The following is a 23525-nucleotide window of genomic DNA, read 5'->3' as shown; positions in this document are numbered from 1 at the left end:
CCTGATCACAGGAAGCCTTGTTCTGATGCTCATTTCTCTGCGGATTCCCAATGACCGCTTAGCAACCCATCAAGTGTCTTTCGCACGGAAATCTTGAAAGCCCCGGCCTTCTCTTCATCGAAGGCCGCTTTCCAGTAGGTATAGCCCTGGCTGAAATCCGGAATCTGCGCCGTTTCTCCCAGGCGCCGAGTCAGGCTGCGCTGCAAAGCCTCGGCCTGGAAAGGCAGGTGGGGCATTGCGGTGAACTCGCCTCCGGTGACCGGGTTGATCATCCGAATGCCATCAACGCGGATATGCACGACGGTGCCGTAGTGCGGATAGCTTTCGATTTTGAGGATGGTCAAGGTCGAGGCTTCTTCACCCGGCCGGGTGTTGTAAGCCCAGATATCACCCTCCTTGATAGCGGGCAAGGCGCTGGCAATCGCCGCGAAGCAGAGTGCGCCACAAAGCAGTAACGCCGTTAAAGCAGTTTTCATTTTTCTTCCCTGAACATATCGAGAGCGGTCGTCGCATGGACGCGGCCGGCATTTTAAAGATTTGGCAGAGAAACGCTTGTTACAATTGTAAATCCCATAATGTGGGAATGATATTTATATATTGAGATTTTCCTGCGCCAAGGTTTATAGTCCGTCGCACTCACTGCCAAAAACAAAACAGGTGAAGCGATGCAGGCGCAATTGATCGCGCTCGACTGGGGGACGACCTCATTACGTGCTTACAAACTCGCGGCGGGCGGGGTGGTGCTGGAGCAGCGTGCGCTGTCGTCCGGGATCATGCAGTTACCGAAGACACCGCGAGTCATCAACGGTGGTGAATGCGCCGACGGTTTTGAACTGGCCTTCGAAGAGGCGTGCGGCGACTGGCTCGATGCGCAGCCGGATCTGCCAGTGATCGCCTGCGGTATGGTCGGCAGCGCCCAGGGCTGGCGCGAAGCGGCTTACTGCGAGACGCCGGCGAACGTCGCCAATCTCGGAAATTCCTTACAAACACTGGTCAGTCTGCGCGGCACGCGGGTACATATCGTGCCGGGGGTGATCCAGCGTTCGCGTCTGCCCAATGTGATGCGCGGCGAAGAAACCCAGGTCCTCGGCGTACTGCAGAACCTGCCGGCCGAGGCGGGCGGCGATCTGTTGATCGGTCTGCCGGGTAGCCACTCCAAGTGGGTGGAGGTGGTCGAGGGCCGCATCACTCATTTCGACACCTTCATGACCGGCGAAGTGTTCGCCGTGCTTAGTGAACACAGCATTCTCGGGCGTACCCAGCAACAGGGTGCGGCGTTCGACGGCGTGGCATTTGACCGTGGCGTGCAAGTGGCGCTGTCGGCGGACGGCGAACTGGGCGTGCTCTCCACATTATTCAGTGCCCGCACCCTGGGCCTGACCGGCGAACTGGCGCCGACGGCGCAAGCGGATTACCTCTCTGGCCTGATGATTGGCCATGAACTGGTGGCGCTTGCCGCAGCCCAGCGGCGCCGACGCAATAGTGCGCATCTGCCGTCGATCATCCTCATCGGCAACGCGCAACTCTGCGCCCGTTACGGGCGTGCCCTCGATGCCTGCGGTTTCGCGCGCGTCACGCTGGCCGAGCAGGCCACCGAGCGTGGCCTGTGGCAACTGGCGCTGGCCGCCGGGCTGCTCGATTCCTTATCCCGTTAACCCTGACTGGAGGCCTGACATGCTCAAGCAAGCATTGGCACAAAACGGTCTGATCGCAATCCTGCGTGGCCTGCATCCGCAGGAAGCCGCTGCTGTCGGAGAAGTCCTGTATGCCGCCGGATTTCGCGTAATCGAAGTACCGCTCAATTCCCCGTCGCCGTACGAAAGTATCCGCATCCTGCGTCAGACCTTGCCCGCCGATTGCCTGATCGGTGCCGGCACGGTGTTGACCCCGGAGCAGGTCGAGCTGGTGAAAGACGCCGGCGGCCAGGTGATCGTGATGCCACACAGCGACGCCAAGGTGCTGCGCGCAGCGAAAGCGGCGGGGCTGTACCTGTCGCCGGGAGTAGCGACGCCGACCGAAGCGTTCGCGGCGCTGGAGGAGGGCGCGGACATTCTCAAGCTGTTCCCGGCCGAGCAGATGAGCCCGGCGGTGGTCAAGGCATGGCTCGCGGTGTTGCCTTCCGGGACGGTGCTGGCGCCGGTCGGCGGGATCACCCCGGACAACATGCAAGCATTCATCGACGCTGGCGTGAAAGGTTTCGGCCTCGGTTCCGGCCTGTTCAAACCGGGCATGACGGTTGAGCAAGTGGCGGCCAATGCCAAGGCCTACGTGGCTGCCTGGAAGGCCCTTCGCTGAGATTTATCCGGCGCTGCGTGCGCTGCATCTAACAAGAGAGACAAACAGATGAAAATCACCAAACTCACCACCTTCATCGTCCCGCCGCGCTGGTGCTTCCTCAAGGTCGAAACCGATGAGGGTGTGACCGGTTGGGGCGAGCCTGTGGTCGAAGGCCGCGCCCACACTGTCGCCGCTGCCGTTGAAGAATTGTCCGACTACCTGATCGGCAAAGACCCACGCAACATCGAGGACATCTGGACCGTGCTGTACCGCGGCGGCTTCTACCGTGGTGGCGCGATCCACATGAGTGCACTGGCCGGTATCGATCAGGCGCTGTGGGACATCAAGGGCAAGGCCCTCGGCGTGTCGGTCAGCGATCTGCTCGGCGGTCAGGTGCGCGACAAGATTCGTGTGTATTCGTGGATCGGTGGCGATCGTCCGGCCGACACCGCACGCGCCGCGAAAGAGGCGGTGAGCCGGGGTTTTACTGCGGTGAAAATGAATGGCACTGAAGAGCTGCAGTTCCTCGACTCCTTCGAGAAAGTCGATCTGGCCCTGGCCAACGTTGCCGCCGTGCGCGATGCCGTCGGGCCGAACGTCGGTATCGGCGTCGACTTCCACGGTCGGGTGCACAAGCCGATGGCCAAGGTGCTGATGAAGGAGCTCGACCCGTACAAACTGATGTTCATCGAAGAGCCGGTGCTCAGTGAAAACTACGAAGCGCTGAAAGAGCTGGCACCGTTGACCAGCACGCCGATCGCCCTTGGCGAGCGGCTGTTCTCGCGCTGGGATTTCAAGCGGGTGCTGAGCGAAGGCTACGTCGACATCATCCAGCCGGATGCCTCGCATGCCGGCGGTATCACCGAGACCCGCAAGATCGCCAACATGGCCGAAGCCTACGACGTGGCGCTGGCGCTGCATTGCCCGCTGGGGCCGATTGCGCTGGCGGCGTGCCTGCAACTGGACGCGGCTTGTTACAACGCGTTTATCCAGGAGCAGAGTCTGGGTATCCATTACAACGAGAGCAACGATCTGCTCGACTACGTGAAGGATCCGCGAGTGTTCGACTACGATCAGGGCTTCGTGAAGATTCCGAACGGGCCAGGGCTGGGCATCGAGATCAACGAGGAATACGTGATCGAACGCGCGGCGGTCGGCCACCGCTGGCGCAACCCGATCTGGCGCCATGCCGATGGCAGTTTTGCCGAGTGGTGAGTCTCTTCTGACCCACCACAAATCCTTGTGGGAGGGGGCTTGCTCCCGAATGCGGCATGTCAGCTAAAGAGATGTCGACTGACACTCCGCATTCGGGAGCAAGCCCCCTCCCACATTTGATCTCCATGGATGGGAGATGGCGTCAATGACCTCAAATAATCATAAGAAGAGGCACCCCCCATGCCAACGCAAACCCTCACCGGGCAGGCGTCTTTAGTCACGCCTAGCCGCAAGCGGTTTTTCATCATGGTGTTGCTGTTCATCACCGTGGTCATCAACTACCTCGACCGCAGCAACCTGTCGATTGCCGCGCCCGCGCTGACCAGTGAACTGGGCATCGACCCGGTTCACGTCGGGCTGATTTTCTCCGCATTCGGCTGGACCTACGCCGCGATGCAGATCCCCGGCGGCTGGCTGGTGGATCGGGTGCCGCCGCGCATCCTCTATAGCGTCGCGCTACTGCTGTGGTCGCTGGCCACGGTGCTGCTCGGCTTCGCCGCGAGTTTCATTGCGCTGTTCGTGCTGCGCATGGCGGTCGGCGCGCTGGAAGCGCCGGCCTATCCGATCAACAGCCGCGTGGTGACCACCTGGTTTCCCGAGCGCGAGCGGGCCACGGCGATTGGTTTCTACACCTCCGGGCAGTTTGTCGGCCTGGCCTTTCTGACCCCGGTGCTGGCCTGGCTGCAACATGAATTTGGTTGGCACATGGTGTTTGTCGCGACCGGTGCGGCGGGCATCATCTGGGCGGCAATCTGGTACGCGGTGTATCGCGAACCGCGGGATTTCAAGGGCGCCAACGACGCGGAGATCGACCTGATCCGCGAGGGTGGCGGACTGGTGGATATTCAAGCGCAGACGGCCAAAGCCTCGTTCAGTTGGACCGACCTCGGCATTGTCCTGAGCAAACGCAAGTTGTGGGGCATCTACCTCGGCCAGTTCTGCCTGAACTCGACGCTGTGGTTCTTCCTCACGTGGTTCCCGACTTACCTGGTGAAATACCGTGGCATGGACTTCATCAAGTCCGGCCTGTTGGCGTCGCTGCCGTTTCTCGCGGCCTTTGTCGGCGTGCTGTGCTCGGGATTCTTTTCCGACCTGCTGATCCGCCGTGGCTGCAGCGTGGGCTTTGCGCGCAAGTTGCCGATCATTGGCGGGTTGCTGATTTCCACCTCGATCATCGGCGCCAATTTCGTTGAATCGACGCCGCTGGTGATTGCCTTCCTGGCGTTGGCGTTTTTCGGCAACGGTCTGGCCTCAATCACCTGGTCGCTGGTCTCGACCCTCGCTCCGGCGCGGTTGCTGGGGCTGACCGGCGGGGTGTTCAACTTCATCGGCAACCTGTCGGCGATTGCCACGCCGATTGTCATCGGTTTCCTCGCCAGCGGTGATTCGTTCGCCCCGGCGATCACCTACATCGCGGTGCTGGCGCTGATCGGTGCATTGTCCTACGTGCTGCTGGTGGGCAAGGTCGAACGTATCGAGTTGTAGTCGTCTGCGTCGGGCGACCATAATGCCGCCCGTTCCCTCGCTCAACGGTAAAGGCTGGATATGCAGGAAGACGCCCCGGAAAAAATCAAGGACGCCGCACCCACCGGCACCCAGACGCTGCTTCGCGGCCTGGGTGTGGTGCAGGCGGTGGCCAGTGGCGCCCGCGATCTGAAAGAGATCGCCCGGCTGATCGGCACCACGCGCAGCACCACCCATCGCCTGGCCAGTTGCCTGGTGGACGAGCGCTACCTGCGCGTGGTGCCACAAATCGGCTATCTGCTGGGGCCAAAACTGATCGAGCTGGGGTTTCAGGCGCGCGAAGAGTTGCCGCTGGTGAGTCTGGCCGGGCCGTATCTGGACGAGTTGTCGGCGCTGACCGGCGACACCGTGCACCTGGGCATTCGTGAGGGCGACGAGGTCTTGTATCTGCTGAAAAATCCGGGGCGCAACGGCCCGGAAATGCGTTCGCGGGTCGGCCACCGGATGCCGTTGGCACGCACCGGGATCGGCAAGGCGTTGATGCTCGATGATTCACCGCAGGATTGGCAGCGCCTGTACGACATCAGCCTGCCGGCGGGTGGGAAAAGTCAGTTCTGGCCGCAGCATCCGCAGCAGTCGTGGGAACAGCTTGAGCAGCGTATGACCGAGTACGTGGCCGGTGGCTACGCGTTCGATCTGGAGGACAACGAACCGTCGATCCGCTGCGTGGCGGCGCCGATTCGTGATGCGAGCAAGCGCATTGTGGCGGCGATCAGTATCGCCAGCACCGTGCCGTACATGCCGCTGGAAAAAATGGCCGAGCTGATTCCCCTGATCAAAGGGGTCACAGCCCGGCTCTCGGCAGAACTCGGTCTGAAGGTTTAAAGCTTCAACGTCGCCATGTCGATCACGAAGCGATACTTCACGTCACCGGCAATCATCCGCGCGTAAGCCTCGTTGATCTGGCGGATGTCGAGCATTTCGATGTCGCAGGTGATGTTGTGCTCGGCGCAGAAATCCAGCACTTCCTGGGTTTCGGCAATGCCGCCGATCAACGAACCGGCCAGCACGCGGCGGCCCAGCACCAGGTTGGCAGCATGCACCGGCGGGTCGATCGGTTCGATCAGGCCGACCAGAATGTGCACGCCATCAAAGCGCAGGGTTTGCAGGTACGGGTTGAGGTCGTGCTGCACCGGAATGGTGTCCAGCAGGAAGTCGAACCGGCCTGCAGCGGCAGCCATCTGCTCGGCATCGGTGGAGACGATCACGTGATCGGCGCCCTGACGACGACCTTCCTCAGCCTTGCTCGCCGAACGGGTGAACAGCGTGACTTCCGCGCCCATCGCCTTGGCGAACTTGATGCCCATGTGGCCGAGGCCGCCCATGCCGAGAATCCCGACCTTGTCGCCGGCCTTGACCCCGTAGTGCTTGAGCGGCGAATAGGTGGTGATGCCGGCACAGAGGATCGGCGCGGCGCTGGCCAGGTCGAGTTTCTCCGGGATGCGCACGACGAAGTGCTCGCTGACCACGATGCTGTCGGAGTAGCCGCCCATGGTGTTGCTGCCATCGACCCGGTCTGGGGTGGCGTAAGTCATGGTCGGGCCTTCGAGGCAGTATTGCTCGAGGTTCTGCTGGCAGGCGGCGCAGGTGCGGCAGGAGTCGACCATGCAGCCGACACCGACCAGATCGCCGACTTTATGTTGGGTGACGTTCGCACCAACGGCGGTGACTTTACCGACGATCTCGTGGCCGGGCATCAACGGATAAACGGCGATGCCCCATTCGTTGCGCGCCTGGTGGATGTCGGAGTGGCAGACGCCGCAGTAGAGGATCTCGATCGCCACGTCGTCAGCGCGTGGGCTGCGGCGTTCGAATTTCATCGGGGCGAGGGGAGTGGTGGCCGATTGGGCGGCATAACCGATAGCGGTGTACATGAGGAACCTCGCAGAAGCAGTGACAGGTGAGGTGGCGCATTTTGGGCGCCGTCTGCCGCTGCGGCCATGACGATTCCTCCGGGTCTCATGCCTAATCCTCCGGCATGCAGGTCTGGGCAAGCGCATTGGCAAAAGGATCTGCGATGATGCTTGCATGCCTTTTTCCGTGACTTTTTTGAAGACCCCTCCGATGCAGTTGACCCGTCACCTTGATGCCAATGCCACACTGGTTTCGCTGATCGAGCCGCTGGCGCTCTGCGATGGTTACAGCCAGACCGGGTTGCCCGGCGTGCAGGTGTTGCGCGCCAGTTGCGACGTGGCGCGTGGCCCGCACATTTATGAACCGAGCCTGATGATCATCGCTCAGGGCAGCAAACTGGCGTTCCTCGGCCCGCGCACCATGGAGTACGGCGCCGGGCACTACCTGATTCAGGCGCTGCCGGTGCCGTTCGAGTGCGAAACCTTTGCCTTGCCGGATGCGCCGTTGCTGGGGGTATCGGTAGCGATCGATCGAGTGCTGCTCGGCGAGCTGGTGCTGGCCATGGGGCTGGCGCCGGGGCGGCACATTCCGGCGCAAACGCCGGAGTCGATGACCTCGGTGGTGCTCGACGATGACATGCGTGGCTGCGTCGAACGCTTGTTGCGCTGCCTGCACGATCCGCTGGAGCGGCAGATTCTCGGGCCGGCGCGGGTGCGTGAATTGCTGTTCACCGCGCTGCGCGGGCCACAGGCCGATGTGTTGCGCGCGCTGGTCGAACAGCAGGGACAGTTCGCCCGGGTGGCGGCGTCGATCAGTCATCTGCATGCGCATTACACCGAGCCGCTGAATGTCGAGACTCTGGCCAGTTGCGCGAACATGAGCGTTTCGTCCTTCCACGAGCACTTCAAGCGCAGCACGCTGTTGTCGCCGGTGCAGTATCTGAAGCGTTTACGCTTGCTCAAGGCGCAGACCTTGCTGGTCGCCGAAGGGCTGGGCGTGGCGCAGGTGGCGCATCGGGTGGGGTATCAGAGTACGTCGCAGTTCAGTCGTGAGTACAAGCGCTACTTCGAGCGTAGCCCTGGTGATGAGCGCGTTGCCTGATAAGACGATAATCCCCTGTGGGAGCGAGCCTGCTCGCGAAGGCGGTGTAGCAGTCGACATCATTGTTAACGACACACCGCTTTCGCGAGCAGGCTCGCTCCCACAGTTGTTTTGTGGTGTCAGAGGAATTTTGGGCAACAAAAAGGCCCCCGTGTCGGGAGCCTCGTTGTTCAGCGATACGGCTTACATGTTCGGGTAAGTCGGGCCGCCAGCGCCTTCCGGCGTGACCCAGGTGATGTTCTGCGAAGGGTCCTTGATGTCACAGGTCTTGCAGTGCACGCAGTTCTGGGCGTTGATCTGGAAGCGTTTTTCGCCGTCTTCCTTGGTGATCACTTCGTAGACGCCGGCCGGGCAGTAGCGCTGCGCCGGTTCGTCGTACAGTGGCAGGTTCTTGCTGATCGGGATGCTCGGGTCGGTGAGCTTCAGGTGGCACGGCTGTTCTTCTTCATGGTTGGTACCGGAGATGAACACCGAGCTCAGTTTGTCGAAGCTGAGTTTGCCGTCCGGCTTCGGATAGTCGATCTTCTTGCAGTCGGCCGCCAGTTTCAGGCAAGCGTAGTCCGGCTTGGTGTCGTGCAGGGTGAACGGCAGTTTGCCGCCGAAGATGTTCTGGTCCAGCCAGTTGAAACCACCGCCGACGATCGCGCCGAACTTGTGGATCGCCGGGCCGAAGTTACGGCTGGCGAACAGTTCGTCGTAGAGCCAGCTCTTCTTGAACGCGTCGACGTAGGAGGTCAGCTCTTCGGTGCCATCCTTTTCGGCGAACAGCGCGTCGGCCACCGATTCCGCGGCGAGCATGCCGGACTTCATCGCAGTGTGGCTGCCTTTGATCTTGGCGAAGTTCAGGGTGCCGAGGTCGCAACCGATCAGCGCGCCGCCCTTGAAGACCATTTTCGGCAGCGAGTTCAGGCCACCTTTGCAGATCGCACGGGCGCCGTAGCTGACGCGCTTGCCGCCTTCCAGGTACTGAGCCAGCACCGGGTGATGCTTGAGGCGCTGGAACTCGTCGAACGGCGACAGGTAAGTGTTGCTGTAAGACAGGTCAACGATCAGACCGACCACTACCTGGTTGTTTTCCAGGTGATAGAGGAACGAGCCACCGGTGTTTTCGGTGCCCATGATGTCCAGCGGCCAACCGGCGGTATGCACCACCAGGCCTGGCTGGTGTTTGGCCGGGTCGATTTCCCAGATTTCCTTCAGGCCGATGCCGTAGTGCTGGGCATCGGCATCGCTGTCGAGGTTGTAGCGCTTGATCAGTTGCTTGCCGATGTGGCCACGGCAGCCCTCGGCGAACAGCGTGTACTTGCCACGCAGTTCCATGCCCGGGGTGTACAGGCCTTCTTTCGGGTTGCCTTCGCGGTCGACGCCCAGATCACCGGTGATGATCCCGCGCACGATGCCGTTTTCGTCGATCAGCGCTTCCTGAGCGGCGAAGCCCGGGTAGATTTCCACGCCGAGGTTCTCGGCCTGCTGGGCCAGCCAGCGGCACAGGTTGCCGAGGGAAATAATATAGTTGCCTTCGTTGTGCATGGTCTTGGGCACAAAGAAGTCAGGAATTTTCTGCGCACTGTCGGCGTTTTTCAGCACGAAAATGTCATCGCGGGTGACCGGAGTGTTCAGCGGGGCGCCGAGTTCTTTCCAATCCGGGAACAGTTCGTTCAGAGCACGTGGTTCGAACACGGCACCGGAAAGGATGTGTGCGCCGACTTCGGAGCCTTTTTCGACCACGCAGACGCTGATTTCCTTACCGGCTTCGGCGGCCTTCTGCTTCAGACGGCAGGCGGCGGACAGGCCAGCGGGGCCGGCACCGACGATGACCACGTCGAATTCCATGTATTCGCGTTCCACAGGCTATCTCCTACTCAAGGCTCAACAGTTTTTTTTCTAATTTGGAGGTTCGGTGTCGCATCCGTTATTGCCTTTACGTTAACGTCAAGGGTAATAATGGGTAAACCACCTTTCTCTCTAGGCGGCGCATTATATCTACACCACTCCGAGCGTCCAATACAAACGTTTGTTTGAATCGGCTCCAGCCCAGAGAAATCAAAGAAGCGCGGCTTATGAACGGCCATTTTGCCGTATTGACCGGAATAGGCGTTCCGGTCAAGATACGGGCGGTTTTGCGCTCGCCGTAGGCAGACTGGCGGTTTCAAGAGCACCTCTAAAGACAGGGCACAGGCAGTACAAGGTGATGCGCAGCGCAAGTCCGGCGCGCAGTTTACACACCGTGCGATTCAATGACCCGTTGGTCACCACTGACGAACGGTCATCGCCCCCAGCCGGCGTTTTTAGAGGTGCCCTTGTGCCCGATGAGCATCAACCGCCAGGTTCGCCTAGGCGACTTTCTTTTCACCGGAGAGTAACGAGGAATCCATGAAGGTTCTTGTAGCTGTCAAACGCGTTGTGGATTACAACGTCAAGGTCCGCGTCAAGGCGGACAATTCCGGCGTAGACCTCGCCAACGTCAAGATGTCGATGAACCCGTTCTGCGAAATCGCAGTGGAAGAAGCCGTACGCCTGAAAGAGAAAGGTGTGGCGACTGAAATCGTCGTCGTCTCCATCGGCCCGTCCACCGCTCAGGAACAGCTGCGTACAGCACTGGCTCTGGGTGCCGACCGCGCCATCCTCGTCGAATCCGCTGAAGACCTGACTTCGCTGGCCGTGGCCAAGCTGCTCAAGGCTGTGGTCGACAAGGAACAGCCTCAACTGGTGATCCTGGGCAAACAGGCCATCGACAGCGACAACAACCAGACCGGCCAGATGCTCGCTGCACTGAGCGGCTACGGTCAGGGCACTTTCGCCTCGAAAGTCGAAGTTTCTGGCGACAGCGTTGCCGTGACCCGCGAAATCGACGGCGGCGCGCAGACCGTTTCGCTGAAACTGCCAGCCATCGTCACCACCGACCTGCGTTTGAACGAGCCGCGCTACGCGTCTCTGCCAAACATCATGAAAGCCAAGAAGAAGCCTCTCGAAGTGCTGACTCCGGACGCTTTGGGCGTTTCCACCGCCTCCACCAACAAGACCCTGAAAGTCGAAGCGCCGGCTGCACGCAGCGCAGGCATCAAGGTCAAGTCGGTGGCTGAACTGGTCGAGAAACTGAAAAACGAAGCGAAGGTAATCTAAAAATGACTATCTTGGTAATCGCTGAACACGACAACAAAGTGCTGGCCCCGGCCACACTGAACACCGTGGCTGCTGCTGCCAAAATCGGCGGCGACATTCACGTGCTGGTTGCCGGTCAGGGCGCTGGCGCCGTGGCCGAGGCCGCTGCGAAAATCGCTGGCGTAAGCAAAGTCCTGAATGCTGACAATGCCGCTTACGCGCATCAGTTGCCGGAAAACGTTGCGCCGCTGGTTGCAGAGCTGGGCAAGGGCTACAGCCACATCCTGGCTGCCGCCACGTCCAACGGCAAAAACATCCTGCCGCGCGTTGCCGCTGCACTGGACGTTGACCAGATCTCCGAGATCATCTCGGTAGAAAGCGCCGATACTTTCAAGCGTCCGATCTACGCCGGTAACGCTATCGCTACCGTGCAATCGACCGCTGCGATCAAAGTGATCACCGTGCGTGCCACCGGTTTCGACCCGGTTGCCGCTGAAGGTGGTTCGGCGGCTGTTGAAGCCGTAGCGGCTGCGCACGACGCCGGCACTTCCAGCTTCGTCAGCGAAGAACTGGCCAAGTCCGATCGTCCTGAGCTGACCGCTGCCAAGATCGTCGTTTCCGGCGGCCGCGGCATGCAGAACGGTGACAACTTCAAACACCTGTACGCTCTGGCCGACAAGCTGGGCGCAGCCGTCGGTGCTTCGCGCGCCGCGGTCGACGCAGGTTTCGTACCGAACGACATGCAGGTCGGTCAGACCGGCAAGATCGTTGCGCCACAGCTGTACATCGCCGTCGGTATCTCCGGCGCGATCCAGCACTTGGCCGGCATGAAAGACTCCAAAGTGATCGTTGCGATCAACAAGGACGAAGAAGCGCCGATCTTCCAGGTGGCCGATTACGGTCTGGTGGCGGATCTGTTCGAAGCGGTACCTGAGCTGGAGAAGCTGGTCTAATCCGGCAGCTTCACTTATAAAGAGCCCGGCCTTATGGTCGGGCTTTTTTTGTCTCGAATTTGCGTGGGAGTGTTTTGCCATGGATCTGCGCCGCGGGTTGTTATTGGGATTGATCCTGTTACCGGGGATGGCTGCGGCTGCCGGCAAATGCGAGCGCCTTGTCGTCACCGGCAGCCCGGATGCGCCGCCGTACCTGTGGCAGGACCCGCAGAATCCCAAGCACTTGATCGGCGCCAGTGCCGACCTGTTGCAGCAAGTGGCCAAGGATCTGGGGGTCAAGGTCGAGCTGCTCTACTCCGGCAAACGCGCGCAGGCCCTTGATGAAGTACGCAGCGGGCGCATGGACATGCTGGCCGACACGCCGCTGATGTTCAACGAGCTGGAAAACCTCGACTACATCTATCCGCCGTTGCTGGAAAACGACTATCTGGTGTGGACGCGCAAAGGCTCGACGCTGGTCTACAGCGAAGCCAGGGACCTGCACGGGCACACCGGCGGGCTGTCGGAAAAGTCTCGAATGACCCAGGCATTCGGCACTTTCGCCGAGCAGAATCTGACCCTGACCCGGACGGCAAACCTCACTCAGGCCTTTCAGAAACTTCTGCTGGGTGAAGTGGAATATGTGCTCGCCGGGCGCTACTCGGGCATGGCCGCCGCGCAGGCATTGGGCATGGCCAATGATCTGCTGGCCTTCGAGCAACCGATCGACCGACCGGGACTGTTCCTCGCGGTTTCGCACAACTCGGCCTGCAACGATCCGTGGTTGCGCGGACAGCTCGCTAAAAAGATGACAGAATTGCCCGCGTCCGGACTGACCGAAGCCGCGCTGCAACGCAACATCGAGCGCTGGAAGGCTCAGCAGCAACAGCCGCAGCCACCTGTCAGTGCCCCAAAACAGTAGGGATTCTTAGTGAGTATTCGACCTCTTTTCGCGGCCATGGCCGTTCTGGCCCTGGCCGGCTGCGCCAACGATCCGGCACCCAATGAGCAAATGCGCCTGACCGAGCAGGCCATCACCCAGGCCAAGGCTGTCGGTGCGACCGCCGATGAAATGCCGGAAATGAAACTGGCCGAAGACAAGTTCAACCGGGCCAAGGGCAACATGACCGACGAGTCCTTCAAGAACGCCCGCATGCGCGCCGAACAGGCCGAGCTGGATGCACGTCTGGCCGAAGCCAAGGTGCTGACGCAAAAGAGCGAAGAGCAACTGAACGTGCTCAACACCCGCATCATCCGTCTGCGCAAGCAACTGGGAGATGCCCAATGAGCCTCAAGTCCAAAGCCCTCGGCTGTTTGCTTCTGGCCGGTTGCGCGAGCCTCTATGGTTGCGCCGGTCAACACGGTGAGGCCGCATTGCAACAGGCCGGCAGTGATTTCCAGAAGGTCAAGGAAGATTCCAACGTGCTGCGTATCGCGCCCAAGGACGTGATCCGCGCCGGTGAGTCGCTGGCCCGTGCCGATCGCCTGTCGACCTATTGGGGCAGTGGCTCGGACGTGGTGCATTACGCCTACCTGAGTCAGCGCTATAGCGAAATCGCCCGCGAACACACCAATCTGGTGCTCAACGAAGAGCGCGCGGCGAAGCTCGAGCTGGAACGCCAGCGCCTGCAACTGGCCCTGCGTGAGTCCAAACTGCTGAGCGTGCAGCAGCAGGGCAAGTGGCTCGAGGAGCAGATCGTTGCGCTGGCCACCACGCAAACCGATCGCGGTCTGGTCATGACCTTGGGCGACGTGCTGTTCGACACCGGCGAAGCGGAGCTGAAAAACTCGGCCAACCGCGTGGTGCTGAAGATCGTGCAGTTCCTGCAGCTCAACCCGAAACGCGTGGTGCGCATCGAGGGCTACACCGACAGCACCGGCGGCAAACAGGAAAACCTCAAGCTGTCGCGTGATCGCGCACAGGCGGTGGCCGATGTGCTGATGGACCTGGGTATCGAGGACAAGCGGATTCAGGTCGAAGGTTACGGCGACGAATACCCGGTGGACGTCAACGCTTCCGAGCGCGGGCGGGCACAGAACCGTCGGGTGGAAATTGTGTTCTCCGACGAAAAAGGCCAGCTCGGCGCCGCCCGCTGAGGGCGGCGTCTCTGGAAAGCCCGGCCTGTCATGCAGCGCCGGGCTTTTTTACGTCTGTCGAATAGCGCGCAAATCCGTACAGTTGTAGCTGACACTGCACTGTACGGTCGACTATGGTGGCAACTGTCCCAGTACACTTCTAAACTGTTCCGGTATTGTTTCACACAAGAATAAAATGCCCGTGAAATCGAGTGCTGCGTCATGACCAACCTCTTGCTCTACCAACGTATTGCTCAACAGCTGGCGGAAGACATCCGGCGCGGTGTCTATCAGCCCGGAGAACGCGTGCCGTCGGTGCGCAAGATGAGTTCGCAGCTCAATGTCAGCCATGCAACGGTGTTGCAGGCTTACGCCAATCTCGAAGATCAGGGCCTGATCCGTGCACGGCCGCAGTCCGGGTACTACGTGCACCAGACCCCGGCACTGACAGCGCCGACCCCGGACATCGCCCGGGTCGAGCGGCCAGGACTGGTCACCCGCGCCAGCATCATTCAGCAAGTGTTGGTCGAATCGCGGCGCGAAGGGGTGTTCCCGTTGGGCGCTGCGGTGCCGAGTGTCGATTACCTCCCGGTGCGCGCGCTGCATCAACAACTGGCCAAGGTCACCCGATTCCATAGTCCGCGCGCGTTCAGTTACATGTTCAGCCCGGGTTTCGAACCGCTGCGTCGGCAAGTGGCGATCCGCATGCGCGATGCCGGGGTCGTCGTCGATCCTTCAGAAGTGGTGATCACCCACGGGTGTGTCGATGCGCTGCAGATGTCGCTGCGGGTGCTGACTCGTCCGGGCGACCTGATCGCCGCCGAATCGCCAACCTATTACGGTCTGCTGCAACTGGCCGACCTGCTGGGCCTGAAAGTGATCGAGATCCCCAGCGATCCGGCCACCGGCATGAGCCTCGAAGCCCTGCAACTGGCGGCGAACCAATGGTCAATCAAGGCGCTGGTGCTGACCACTCGCCTCAGCAATCCACTGGGCGGCACCATGCCGGAAGAGCGGCAGAAACAACTGCTGCGCCTGGCTTCGGACTTCGATATCCAGATCGTCGAAGACGACATCTATGGCGAGTTGATGTTCGAACAGGGCCGCACCAAAGCCCTCAAGGCCTACGATCGACTGGATCGGGTGATCTACTGCTCGAGCTTTTCCAAGACCTTGTCGCCGGGTGTGCGCGTCGGCTGGATGATCGCCGGCAAGTATCAGCAGGAAATCCAGCGTCTGCAGACCTTCACCACGCATTCGGCGTGCAGCGTCACGCAAATGGCGATTGCCGCTTATCTGGAAAATGGCGGTTATGACCGGCATTTACGGTACATCCGCCAGGAATACCGAAAAAACCTCAGCGCATTTCAGCTGGCGGTGCAGCAGTACTTCCCCGAAGGCACGCAAATGACCCGGCCCACGGGCGGTTTCATCCTCTGGGTGAGTCTGCCGGGCAGGGTCAATACCCAGGAATTGCATGTCCGCGCCTTGCAGCAGGGCATCAGTATTGCGCCGGGGCTGATCTTCAGTAATACCGAGCAGTTCAACCACTGCATCCGCCTGAACTGCGGCACGCCGTGGAATCGCGAGGCGGAAAGGGCGCTGATGACCCTCGGTTTGCTGGCGACTCAACTGTGTCAGGAAACCGCAGGCGGTTTCTGAACGAGTGGCGCACCGTGCTTGTCTTGTGACGCTCAACAGGCGAGCATATGGCCCTCTGCCGTTAGTGTTGTGGGGCTCATGAAAGCGATTTTGCCTGCTGCCTGGATTTTGCTTGGTGTGTTGACGATGGGCCATGCGCCCGGTGTCATGGCAGCCGCCGTTCAGGAAAAGCCTGCGGCGTCAGCTCCGGCGAGTAAAACGGCCAGCAACAAAGCCGTTGCGGACAAGAAAGCTCAGACGAAGAAAGCCCCGCAGAAGAAAGCGGCCCCGGTGAAGAAGCGTCCCCCGATTGCCTCCAAGTCAAAACCGGCCAGTGAAGTGGCTAAAACCAGACTGCCGCCGGCCAAGCTGGACCTGAGCCTGCCCAAAGACATGGTCCAGCAGCTCAAACCTGCCGGTACCGTGCCGATGCCCAAACACGACGCGATCCTGCCGCAGATGTTTGGCGAGAAGAACAGCGGCTTCCAGCTCAATGGCCGCCTGCTCAGCAATGAAATGCAGTTGCAGCTGCGCAACGAAGAGCGCCGCGAAGTCGAAGGCGCCGCGCTGGATTTCGAGTTCAAGCAATAAATTCAATCGACCCGTGACCCGCAGACCAGACGCTTTGTCGGAGACTGGTCAGTCACATTCAGTTATCGGTAAAAACCCCGGTGCAGGGAATTTGAAACAACCGTTTTAGCGGTTACTCTGTCCGTGTCTCTTTAACACATTGCCCGTCGCGAGGACTTGCTCGTCATGAAATGCCGTGAAGGCTGTGGCGCTTGCTGCATTGCCCCGTCCATCAGCTCTGCCATTCCGGGCATGCCCAACGGCAAACCTGCCGGCGAACGTTGCGTGCAACTCTCGGTCGAAAACCTGTGCAGCATTTTCGGCCAGCCGGAGCGTCCGGCGGTCTGTTCAGGATTCGCCGCCGATGTCGAAGTCTGCGGCAGCAGCTCGGAAGAAGCGATCAGGTTGATCGGCTGGTGGGAGCAGATGACGGCGGCGTGATGTGTCAAACGAACGGAACTTCAACAATAAGGAATAAGACTATGGGTTCGCTGCATCGTATCGCTGTGTTGTGTGGTTTGACCGCTGTGCTGGCTACTTCGATGGCTCAGGCCGAAGACTGGAAGGTCGCCAAGGAACAGGACGGGATCAAGGTCTCGCTGGCCGAAGTGCCGGGTTCCGATTACAAGTCCTATCAGGGTGTTGCCCTGATGAAGACCACCGTTGCCAAACTGCGTGCCTTGCAGGAAGACGTGGCCGGAGCCTGCGCCTGGATTCACGAATGCAAAACCCAGAAACTGCTCAAGCACGAGGGCGATCAGAGCTGGACCTATACCCAATTCAATACGCCGTGGCCAGTGACCCCACGTGATTCGGTGTTGCACATCACCACCGTTGAGGGCGCCGATGGCAGCCTGACCCGCAACCTCGAAGGCGTGCCGAAGTACCTTCCCGAAGAGAAAGGCTTTGTCCGTGTCGCTCAGGTCAAAGGGTTCTGGAAGTTCGTACCCAAAGGTGATCAAGTCGAAGTGACCTATCAGGTGCACACCGAGCCCGGCGGCAGCGTGCCGAGCATGATCGCCAACAAGTTCGTGGTCGATGCGCCGTTCAATACGCTGAAAGCCCTGAAAGAACGCGCCGAGAAGTAATTCTCACGTTCACTGCAAAACGCCCCGACCGATTCGGGGCGTTTTATTTTGTCGTTATATTGTGTTTCCAGATATGCGTTGGACGAAATTTTCACAAAGTGTTCCAGACAATTCCCCCGCGCAATTCAGCTTGTCCCCGCCCGAATGCTTATATGAAAGAGTCGGGCAGTAGGGCAGTAATCAATGGCAATGCTGCCGTTGATCGTGCAACATTTGCGCACCGCGCACGCCCCGGGGCCTGGAATGGCCAAAAGAGGGCATGGCGCCGCTGTATTTTGCAACTTCAACTTCCAATGGGTCCTAAAACGACATGGCAAACCCGGACGCCCTGAATCAGCAGCGATCTTCCACTCGCCTGCTGCAACCGACCGTCAAATCGCATCTGGCCTACACGCTGCTGTGTGCTCTGGTCATGATGGTGATGTTTTCCGTGCTGCGCCTCGCGCTGCTGGTCTACAACCGCGAGATGATCCTCGATACCCCGGCTTCGACCTTCCTCGAAGCCTTCGCCAACGGCCTGCGTTTCGACCTGCGCCTGGTGGTCTACGTCTGCGTTCCGCTGGTGCTGGCGCTGTTCAGTGCCCGGGCGATGGCTGCGCGTGGCTTCTTCCGCCTATGGCTGACCGTGGCGTCGAGCATCGCGCTGTTCCTCGGCCTGATGGAGATGGACTTCTACCGCGAGTTCCACCAGCGCCTCAACGGCCTGGTGTTCCAGTACGTGAAGGAAGACCCGAAAACCGTGATGAGCATGCTCTGGTACGGTTTCCCGGTAGTGCGTTACCTGCTGGCGTGGGTCATCGGCACCGTGATCCTGACCCTGGCCTTCAAGGGCGCCGACCGTGCGACCCGTCCACGCGGCCCGTTCAGCGGCGGCAACGTCGGCACCCGTCAGGTGGCGCCGTGGTACACCCGCCTGGCGGTGTTCGTGGTCTGCCTGCTGATCTGCGTCGTGGCCGCCCGTGGCACTCTGCGTCAGGGCCCGCCGCTGCGCTGGGGTGACGTGTACACCACCGAATCGAACTTCGCCAACCAGCTCGGCCTCAACGGCACGCTCTCGCTGATCGCCGCCGCCAAGGACCGCATGGGCGAGGACCGCGATAACATCTGGAAAGCCACCCTGCCGCAGGAACAGGCGCAGAAAGTGGTGCGCGAGATGCTGGTGATGCCGGACGACAAACTGGTCGATGCCGACATCGCTGCCGTGCGTCGTGACTACACGCCACCGGCCGACAAGACCCTGCCGATCAAGAACGTGGTCGTGATCCTCATGGAAAGTATGGCCGGTCACTCGGTCGGCGCCCTGGGCGCACCGGGCAACATCACACCTTACCTCGACAAACTGTCGAAGGAAGGCCTGCTGTTCGACCGCTTCTTCTCCAACGGCACCCATACCCACCAGGGCATGTTTGCGACCATGGCGTGCTTCCCGAACCTGCCAGGTTTCGAATACCTGATGCAGACCCCGGAAGGCAGCCACAAGCTGTCCGGTCTGCCGCAGCTGCTCAGCGCGCGCAAGTATGACGACGTGTATGTCTACAACGGCGACTTCGCCTGGGACAACCAGTCGGGCTTCTTCAGCAACCAGGGCATGACCAACTTCGTTGGCCGTAACGACTTCGTCAATCCGGTGTTCTCCGATCCGACCTGGGGCGTGTCCGACCAGGACATGTTCGACCGTGGTCTGGTGGAACTGAAGGCACGGGAAAACGGCAAGCCGTTCTACGCGCTGCTGCAAACCCTGTCCAACCACACGCCGTACGCCTTGCCGACGCCATTGCCGGTCGAGCGCGTGACCGATCGCGGCAGCCTCAACGAACACCTGACCGCCATGCGTTACGCCGACTGGGCGCTGGGTCAGTTCTTCGAGAAGGCACGCAAAGAGCCGTACTTCAAGGAAACCCTGTTCGTCATCGTCGGTGACCACGGTTTCGGCAACGAACGCCAGATCACCGAAATGGACCTGGGCCGCTTCAACGTGCCGATGCTGATGATCGCCCCAGGCATTCAGGAAAAATTCGGCACTCGTGACCACACCGTGGGTACGCAGATCGACATCGTGCCGACCATCATGGGCCGTCTGGGTGGCGAAGTGCGTCATCAGTGCTGGGGGCGTGACCTGCTGAATCTCCCGGCCGGCGACACCGGTTTCGGTGTGATCAAGCCGTCGGGCAGCGAGCAGACCACCGCCATCGTCACTGCCGACCAGATCCTGGTGCTGCCGAAAGAGAAGGAAATGGCGCCGAAGATCTACCAGTACCAACTGGGCGCGAACCCTTCTGCCGAGATCATTCCGGACGCACCGCGTACCGCCGAACTGAAGCTCAAGCTGGAAGCGTTCTTGCAAACGGCGACCAAGAGCCTGATGGACAACACCGCCGGTGTGATCAACGGCAAGCCGGACTGATAAAACCGCTGCATAAAAAAGAGGCCCCTGAGGGCCTCTTTTTTTTGTCTTGGGGTTTTATATCCTGCCAAGTAACAGCAAGACCAACAGCACCACCAACACCACGCCGATAATGCCCGAAGGACCATAACCCCAACTTCTGGAGTGCGGGAAGACCGGCAGACCACCGATCAGCAACAGGATCAGGATAATGATAAGAATTGTGCCCATGTCGATTTCCTTGTTTATAGCGTTCGAGAAGACTTGGTGTTCAAGGGCGACTGGAGGCTAACTAATTCCAGACGGCTTACAAATTCCGACTGGTGCGAATCAAAGAAAATTCAATGTTTTTTTAATGTATTTGGATTACTCGTTTATTTCCTTTAAAGCGCGAGATCAAAAGATCGCAGCCTTCGGCAGCTCCTACAGGGAACTGATGTAGGCGCTGCCGAAGGCTGCGATCTTTTGATCCTGTATTCAGCAATCTGATGGAGCGTGGGTGGCCAGTGTTCCTTCGCTACACTCCGCGCATCTCCTACGGAACAACAAGGCTGTCTGCTATGCAAAATCGCATGATGATCACGGGTGCGGGCTCAGGTTTGGGTCGCGAAATCGCGCTGCGCTGGGCGCGTGAAGGCTGGCAGCTGGCCTTGTCCGACGTCAGCGAACCTGGCCTGCAGGAAACCCTGAAGCGGGTGCGCGAGGCCGGTGGTGACGGTTTCACCCAACGTTGCGATGTGCGTGACTACAGCCAGCTCACCGCGTTTGCCCAGGCTTGCGAAGTGAAGCTCGGCGGTATCGATGTCATCGTCAACAACGCCGGTGTGGCGTCCGGCGGGTTCTTCAGCGAACTGTCACTGGAGGATTGGGACTGGCAGATCGCGATCAACCTGATGGGCGTGGTCAAGGGCTGCAAGGCGTTCCTGCCGCTGCTGGAGCAGAGCAAAGGCAAGATCATCAACATCGCTTCGATGGCTGCACTGATGCAGGGCCCGGCGATGAGCAACTACAACGTGGCCAAGGCCGGTGTAGTGGCGCTTTCGGAAAGTTTGCTGATCGAACTGGCGCAGCAGGAAGTCAGCGTGCATGTGGTCTGCCCGTCGTTCTTCCAGACCAACTTGCTCGACTCGTTCCGTGGTCCGACCCCGGCCATGAAAGCCCAGGTCGGCAAGTTGCTGGAAAGTTCGCCGATTACGGCTGCCGACATTGCAGACTATATCTACCAGCAAGTGGCCGCCGGCGAATTCATGATCCTGCCGCACGAGCAGGGGCGCATGGCCTGGGCGATCAAACAGAAGAACCCGCAACTGATCTACAACGAGATGACCACCATGGCCGATAAAATGCGCGCCAAGGCCAGACAAACCAACGGCTGAACTTGCCCCGAGGATGTTGCGTCGTTAGGGTGGCCGCAATGGTCACCCTGTCGAGACGCATCAATGCTCAATTACCTGTGGTTCTTCCTCGCGGCGCTGTTTGAAATCGCCGGTTGTTTCGCCTTTTTCATGTGGCTGCGTCAGGGCAAAAGTGCCTTGTGGGTGATCCCGGCGCTGCTCAGCCTGACCCTGTTCGCGCTGTTGTTGACCCGCGTCGAAGCGGCTTATGCCGGGCGCGCCTATGCCGCCTATGGCGGGATCTACATCGTCGCGTCGATCGGCTGGCTGGCGGTGGTCGAGCGCGTTCGCCCTTTGGGTTCGGACTGGATCGGCGTGGCGCTGTGCGTGATCGGCGCGAGCGTGATTCTGTTCGGTCCGCGCTTTTCCGCCCCGTGAGGTGAGGCTGTTTAGTGATTTGCAGGAAATGTCTGACGGGCGCAGCGCTCGTGGGTGTAGGGCAAGACTGAATTGCTCACGACGTATTGTCGAGCGCGCGCCCACCGCGCATCTTCAGGGCTGGCTAACCCTGAAGGATAAATTCCATGCTTGTACTCAGCCGTGTAGTGGGCGAGTTGATTTCCATCGGTGACGACATATCCGTGCGCGTGTTGTCAGTCAACGGCTCCAGTGTGCGCTTTGGTGTCGAGGCGCCGCAGAATGTCAATGTGCACCGTTCTGAAGTCTATCAGCGGATCCAGCGCAAACAGGTCACCGAAAAGGTCCGCTAGTCGAACAGATGCTTGGGCACATCGTGTTTGAGCATCAACTGGCATTGTTCGCTTTCCGGGTCGAAGACGATCAGCGCCTGGCCTTTGGTCAGCGCCTGGCGCACGCGCAGCACGCGGGTTTCCAGCGGTGTGTCATCACCGTTGTCGGTGCCGTCGCGGGTGACGAAGTCCTCGATCAGGCGGGTGAGGGTGTCGACTTCAAGAGCGTCGTAGGGAATCAGCATGGGCACCTCGGTTCAATCAATGGCGGGATGCTACGGCGATTGGAGGCTGGCTGCCAGTTTTGTGTGGGCAGTATCGGCCTCATCGCGAGCAGGCTCACTCCTACAGGGAAATGCATTTCAACTGTAGGAGTGAGCCTGCTCGCGATAGCCATAGTTCAGACAACAAGGATTCAGCTGTCCGAACGCTGCCCCACCAGACTGTCCACCGACGGCACCCGCGTATCGCTCTCCATCTGCGTCTCATGCTCGATCTGGTGACTGAAGCGATCCAGCGAAGCATTGGCCGGCGCCGCATCGCTGGCAAATACCGGCGGACTCAGAATGTACGCCCCGAGCAAACGACTGAGCGCCGCCAGACTGTCGATGTGCGTACGTTCATAACCATGGGTCGCGTCGCAGCCAAAGGCGAGCAGGGCGGTGCGGATATCGTGCCCGGCAGTCACCGCCGAATGCGCGTCGCTGAAGTAATAGCGGAACAGGTCGCGCCGTACCGGCAGTTCGTTTTCACCGGCCAGACGCAGCAAATGCCGCGACAGGTGGTAGTCGTAAGGCCCGCCGGAATCCTGCATCGCCACACTCACCGCGTGTTCGCTGGAGTGCTGGCCGGGCGCGACCGGCGCGATGTCGATGCCGACGAACTCGCTGACATCCCACGGCAAGGCTGCCGCCGCACCGCTGCCGGTTTCCTCGGTGATGGTGAACAGCGGGTGACAGTCGATCATCAATTCCTGACCGCTCTCGACGATGGCTTTGAGCGCAGCGAGCAACGCCGCAACCCCGGCCTTGTCGTCGAGGTGTCGGGCGCTGATGTGACCGCTGTCGGTGAACTCCGGCAGCGGGTCGAACGCCACCACGTCGCCGACGCTGATGCCCAGCGAGTCGCAATCGGCCTTGGTCGCGCAATACGCATCCAGACGCAATTCGACGTGATCCCAACTGATCGGCATCTCGTCGACGGCGGTGTTGAAGGCGTGCCCGGAGGCCATCAGCGGCAGCACGCTGCCACGAATCACGCCGTTGTCGGTGAACAGGCTGACCCGGCTGCCCTCGGCAAACCGGCTCGACCAGCAACCGACCGGGGCCAGGGTCAGACGACCGTTGTCTTTCACTGCACGCACGGCGGCGCCGATGGTGTCGAGGTGCGCGGAGACGGCGCGGTCGGGGCTGTTTTTCTTGCCCTTGAGGGTGGCGCGAATGGTGCCGCGACGGGTCATTTCGAAAGGGATGCCAAGTTCTTCCAGACGCTCGGCGACGTAGCGCACGATGGTGTCGGTGAACCCGGTAGGGCTGGGAATGGCGAGCATTTCCAGCAGGACTTTTTGCAGGTAGTTGAGATCCGGTTCAGGGATTTGAGTGGTCATGGAAACTCCTGATGAGTTGAGGCGCATCGATGGTTTCGATGAGAAGGGATTTGTGGTGCCTGATTCGGCCCCT

At 60.3% G+C, this 23525-nt stretch carries 25 protein-coding genes; 19 read left to right on the top strand and 6 right to left on the bottom strand.

Features of this window, described 5'->3' with window-relative positions:
* Positions 1-29 precede the first annotated feature (29 nt).
* A complete protein-coding gene (locus CRO59_RS16150; RefSeq protein ID WP_097088429.1) occupies positions 30-476 on the bottom strand; it encodes a hypothetical protein in 447 nt (148 codons plus the stop codon).
* A gap of 189 nt (positions 477-665) precedes the next feature.
* On the opposite strand from CRO59_RS16150, the gene CRO59_RS16145 reads away from it, so the two are divergent.
* The 5 genes from CRO59_RS16145 (at position 666) to CRO59_RS16125 (ending at position 5841) form a co-directional block, all read left to right on the top strand.
* Positions 666-1655, top strand: coding sequence for a 2-dehydro-3-deoxygalactonokinase (locus CRO59_RS16145; protein WP_097088427.1), 990 nt, complete (start codon positions 666-668; stop codon positions 1653-1655).
* Between the two features lie 19 nt (positions 1656-1674).
* On the top strand, positions 1675-2295 hold the full coding sequence (locus CRO59_RS16140) for a 2-dehydro-3-deoxy-6-phosphogalactonate aldolase (RefSeq protein WP_097088425.1): 621 nt from the start codon (positions 1675-1677) through the stop codon (positions 2293-2295).
* Between the two features lie 48 nt (positions 2296-2343).
* Entirely contained in the window at positions 2344-3492 is a 1149-nt protein-coding gene (dgoD, locus tag CRO59_RS16135; protein WP_007961968.1) for a galactonate dehydratase, read from the top strand.
* Between the two features lie 180 nt (positions 3493-3672).
* Positions 3673-4977 carry an MFS transporter gene (locus tag CRO59_RS16130; protein ID WP_097088423.1) on the top strand — a complete coding sequence of 435 codons (1305 nt, stop codon included), beginning with the start codon at positions 3673-3675 and terminating at the stop codon, positions 4975-4977.
* A gap of 60 nt (positions 4978-5037) precedes the next feature.
* Positions 5038-5841 carry an IclR family transcriptional regulator gene (locus CRO59_RS16125; RefSeq protein WP_097088422.1) on the top strand — a complete coding sequence of 268 codons (804 nt, stop codon included), beginning with the start codon at positions 5038-5040 and terminating at the stop codon, positions 5839-5841.
* Here the strand turns inward: CRO59_RS16125 and CRO59_RS16120 are convergent.
* Positions 5838-6890, bottom strand: a complete 1053-nt coding sequence (locus CRO59_RS16120; protein WP_027612386.1) for an NAD(P)-dependent alcohol dehydrogenase — start codon at positions 6888-6890, stop codon at positions 5838-5840. The two genes, CRO59_RS16125 and CRO59_RS16120, sit on opposite strands and share 4 nt — an antisense overlap.
* A 190-nt stretch (positions 6891-7080) precedes the next feature.
* Between CRO59_RS16120 and CRO59_RS16115 the strand changes: the two genes are divergently transcribed.
* Positions 7081-7971 (top strand): AraC family transcriptional regulator, encoded by an 891-nt coding sequence (locus CRO59_RS16115; RefSeq protein ID WP_007961974.1) that lies wholly within the window; start codon positions 7081-7083, stop codon positions 7969-7971.
* A 183-nt stretch (positions 7972-8154) separates the two neighbouring features.
* On the opposite strand, the gene CRO59_RS16110 is transcribed toward CRO59_RS16115, so the two are convergent.
* Positions 8155-9819, bottom strand: a complete 1665-nt coding sequence (locus CRO59_RS16110; RefSeq protein ID WP_047598758.1) for an electron transfer flavoprotein-ubiquinone oxidoreductase — start codon at positions 9817-9819, stop codon at positions 8155-8157.
* Between the two features lie 525 nt (positions 9820-10344).
* Here CRO59_RS16110 and CRO59_RS16105 point away from each other — a divergent pair.
* The 10 genes from CRO59_RS16105 (at position 10345) to CRO59_RS16060 (ending at position 19784) form a co-directional block, all read left to right on the top strand.
* The gene (locus tag CRO59_RS16105) at positions 10345-11094 is read left to right on the top strand and encodes an electron transfer flavoprotein subunit beta/FixA family protein (protein ID WP_003226982.1); all 750 of its coding nucleotides are present in this window, start codon (positions 10345-10347) and stop codon (positions 11092-11094) included.
* A gap of 2 nt (positions 11095-11096) precedes the next feature.
* Positions 11097-12026, top strand: a complete 930-nt coding sequence (locus CRO59_RS16100) for an electron transfer flavoprotein subunit alpha/FixB family protein (RefSeq protein ID WP_007961977.1) — start codon at positions 11097-11099, stop codon at positions 12024-12026.
* A gap of 79 nt (positions 12027-12105) precedes the next feature.
* Positions 12106-12927, top strand: coding sequence for an ABC transporter substrate-binding protein (locus CRO59_RS16095; protein WP_097088420.1), 822 nt, complete (start codon positions 12106-12108; stop codon positions 12925-12927).
* 9 nt (positions 12928-12936) lie between these two features.
* On the top strand, positions 12937-13293 hold the full coding sequence (locus CRO59_RS16090; RefSeq protein ID WP_027612390.1) for a DUF4398 domain-containing protein: 357 nt from the start codon (positions 12937-12939) through the stop codon (positions 13291-13293).
* Complete coding sequence (locus tag CRO59_RS16085) at positions 13290-14102, top strand: OmpA family protein (protein WP_097088419.1); 813 nt, start codon at positions 13290-13292, stop codon at positions 14100-14102. The genes CRO59_RS16090 and CRO59_RS16085 overlap by 4 nt, the downstream gene beginning before the upstream one ends.
* Positions 14103-14303: 201 nt before the next feature.
* Complete coding sequence (locus tag CRO59_RS16080) at positions 14304-15743, top strand: PLP-dependent aminotransferase family protein (RefSeq protein WP_003226969.1); 1440 nt, start codon at positions 14304-14306, stop codon at positions 15741-15743.
* Between the two features lie 78 nt (positions 15744-15821).
* Positions 15822-16313, top strand: coding sequence for a hypothetical protein (locus CRO59_RS16075; RefSeq protein ID WP_027612392.1), 492 nt, complete (start codon positions 15822-15824; stop codon positions 16311-16313).
* A 165-nt stretch (positions 16314-16478) separates the two neighbouring features.
* Complete coding sequence (locus CRO59_RS16070; RefSeq protein WP_027612393.1) at positions 16479-16733, top strand: YkgJ family cysteine cluster protein; 255 nt, start codon at positions 16479-16481, stop codon at positions 16731-16733.
* 41 nt (positions 16734-16774) lie between these two features.
* Complete coding sequence (locus CRO59_RS16065; protein WP_027612394.1) at positions 16775-17380, top strand: START domain-containing protein; 606 nt, start codon at positions 16775-16777, stop codon at positions 17378-17380.
* A gap of 310 nt (positions 17381-17690) precedes the next feature.
* Positions 17691-19784 carry an LTA synthase family protein gene (locus CRO59_RS16060; RefSeq protein ID WP_097088417.1) on the top strand — a complete coding sequence of 698 codons (2094 nt, stop codon included), beginning with the start codon at positions 17691-17693 and terminating at the stop codon, positions 19782-19784.
* 57 nt (positions 19785-19841) lie between these two features.
* Here CRO59_RS16060 and CRO59_RS16055 read toward each other — a convergent pair whose 3' ends face one another.
* Positions 19842-20000 carry a DUF3309 family protein gene (locus CRO59_RS16055; RefSeq protein WP_169432680.1) on the bottom strand — a complete coding sequence of 53 codons (159 nt, stop codon included), beginning with the start codon at positions 19998-20000 and terminating at the stop codon, positions 19842-19844.
* Positions 20001-20323: 323 nt separating this feature from the next.
* Here CRO59_RS16055 and CRO59_RS16050 point away from each other — a divergent pair, with 323 nt between their 5' ends.
* From CRO59_RS16050 to csrA, 3 genes are all read left to right on the top strand, one after another.
* A complete protein-coding gene (locus CRO59_RS16050; protein ID WP_097088415.1) occupies positions 20324-21139 on the top strand; it encodes an SDR family oxidoreductase in 816 nt (271 codons plus the stop codon).
* 63 nt (positions 21140-21202) lie between these two features.
* A complete protein-coding gene (locus tag CRO59_RS16045; RefSeq protein ID WP_096794907.1) occupies positions 21203-21535 on the top strand; it encodes a YnfA family protein in 333 nt (110 codons plus the stop codon).
* Between the two features lie 146 nt (positions 21536-21681).
* Positions 21682-21867, top strand: a complete 186-nt coding sequence (csrA, locus tag CRO59_RS16040) for a carbon storage regulator CsrA (protein ID WP_097088411.1) — start codon at positions 21682-21684, stop codon at positions 21865-21867.
* Here the strand turns inward: csrA and CRO59_RS16035 are convergent.
* Together CRO59_RS16035 and CRO59_RS16030 are read right to left on the bottom strand one after the other, a co-directional pair.
* On the bottom strand, positions 21864-22091 hold the full coding sequence (locus tag CRO59_RS16035; protein WP_003192759.1) for a YheU family protein: 228 nt from the start codon (positions 22089-22091) through the stop codon (positions 21864-21866). The genes csrA and CRO59_RS16035 overlap by 4 nt on opposite strands.
* A 170-nt stretch (positions 22092-22261) precedes the next feature.
* Positions 22262-23452, bottom strand: a complete 1191-nt coding sequence (locus CRO59_RS16030; protein WP_027612398.1) for an osmoprotectant NAGGN system M42 family peptidase — start codon at positions 23450-23452, stop codon at positions 22262-22264.
* Positions 23453-23525: the final 73 nt, after the last annotated feature.

The sequence above is a fragment of the Pseudomonas sp. LAMO17WK12:I5 genome, from assembly GCF_900215165.1.
In the GTDB taxonomy this organism is placed as follows: Bacteria; Pseudomonadota; Gammaproteobacteria; order Pseudomonadales; family Pseudomonadaceae; genus Aquipseudomonas; species Aquipseudomonas putida_A.
Note: the sequence above shows the minus strand (reverse complement) of the source record. Positions and strands in the feature narration are given on the sequence as shown.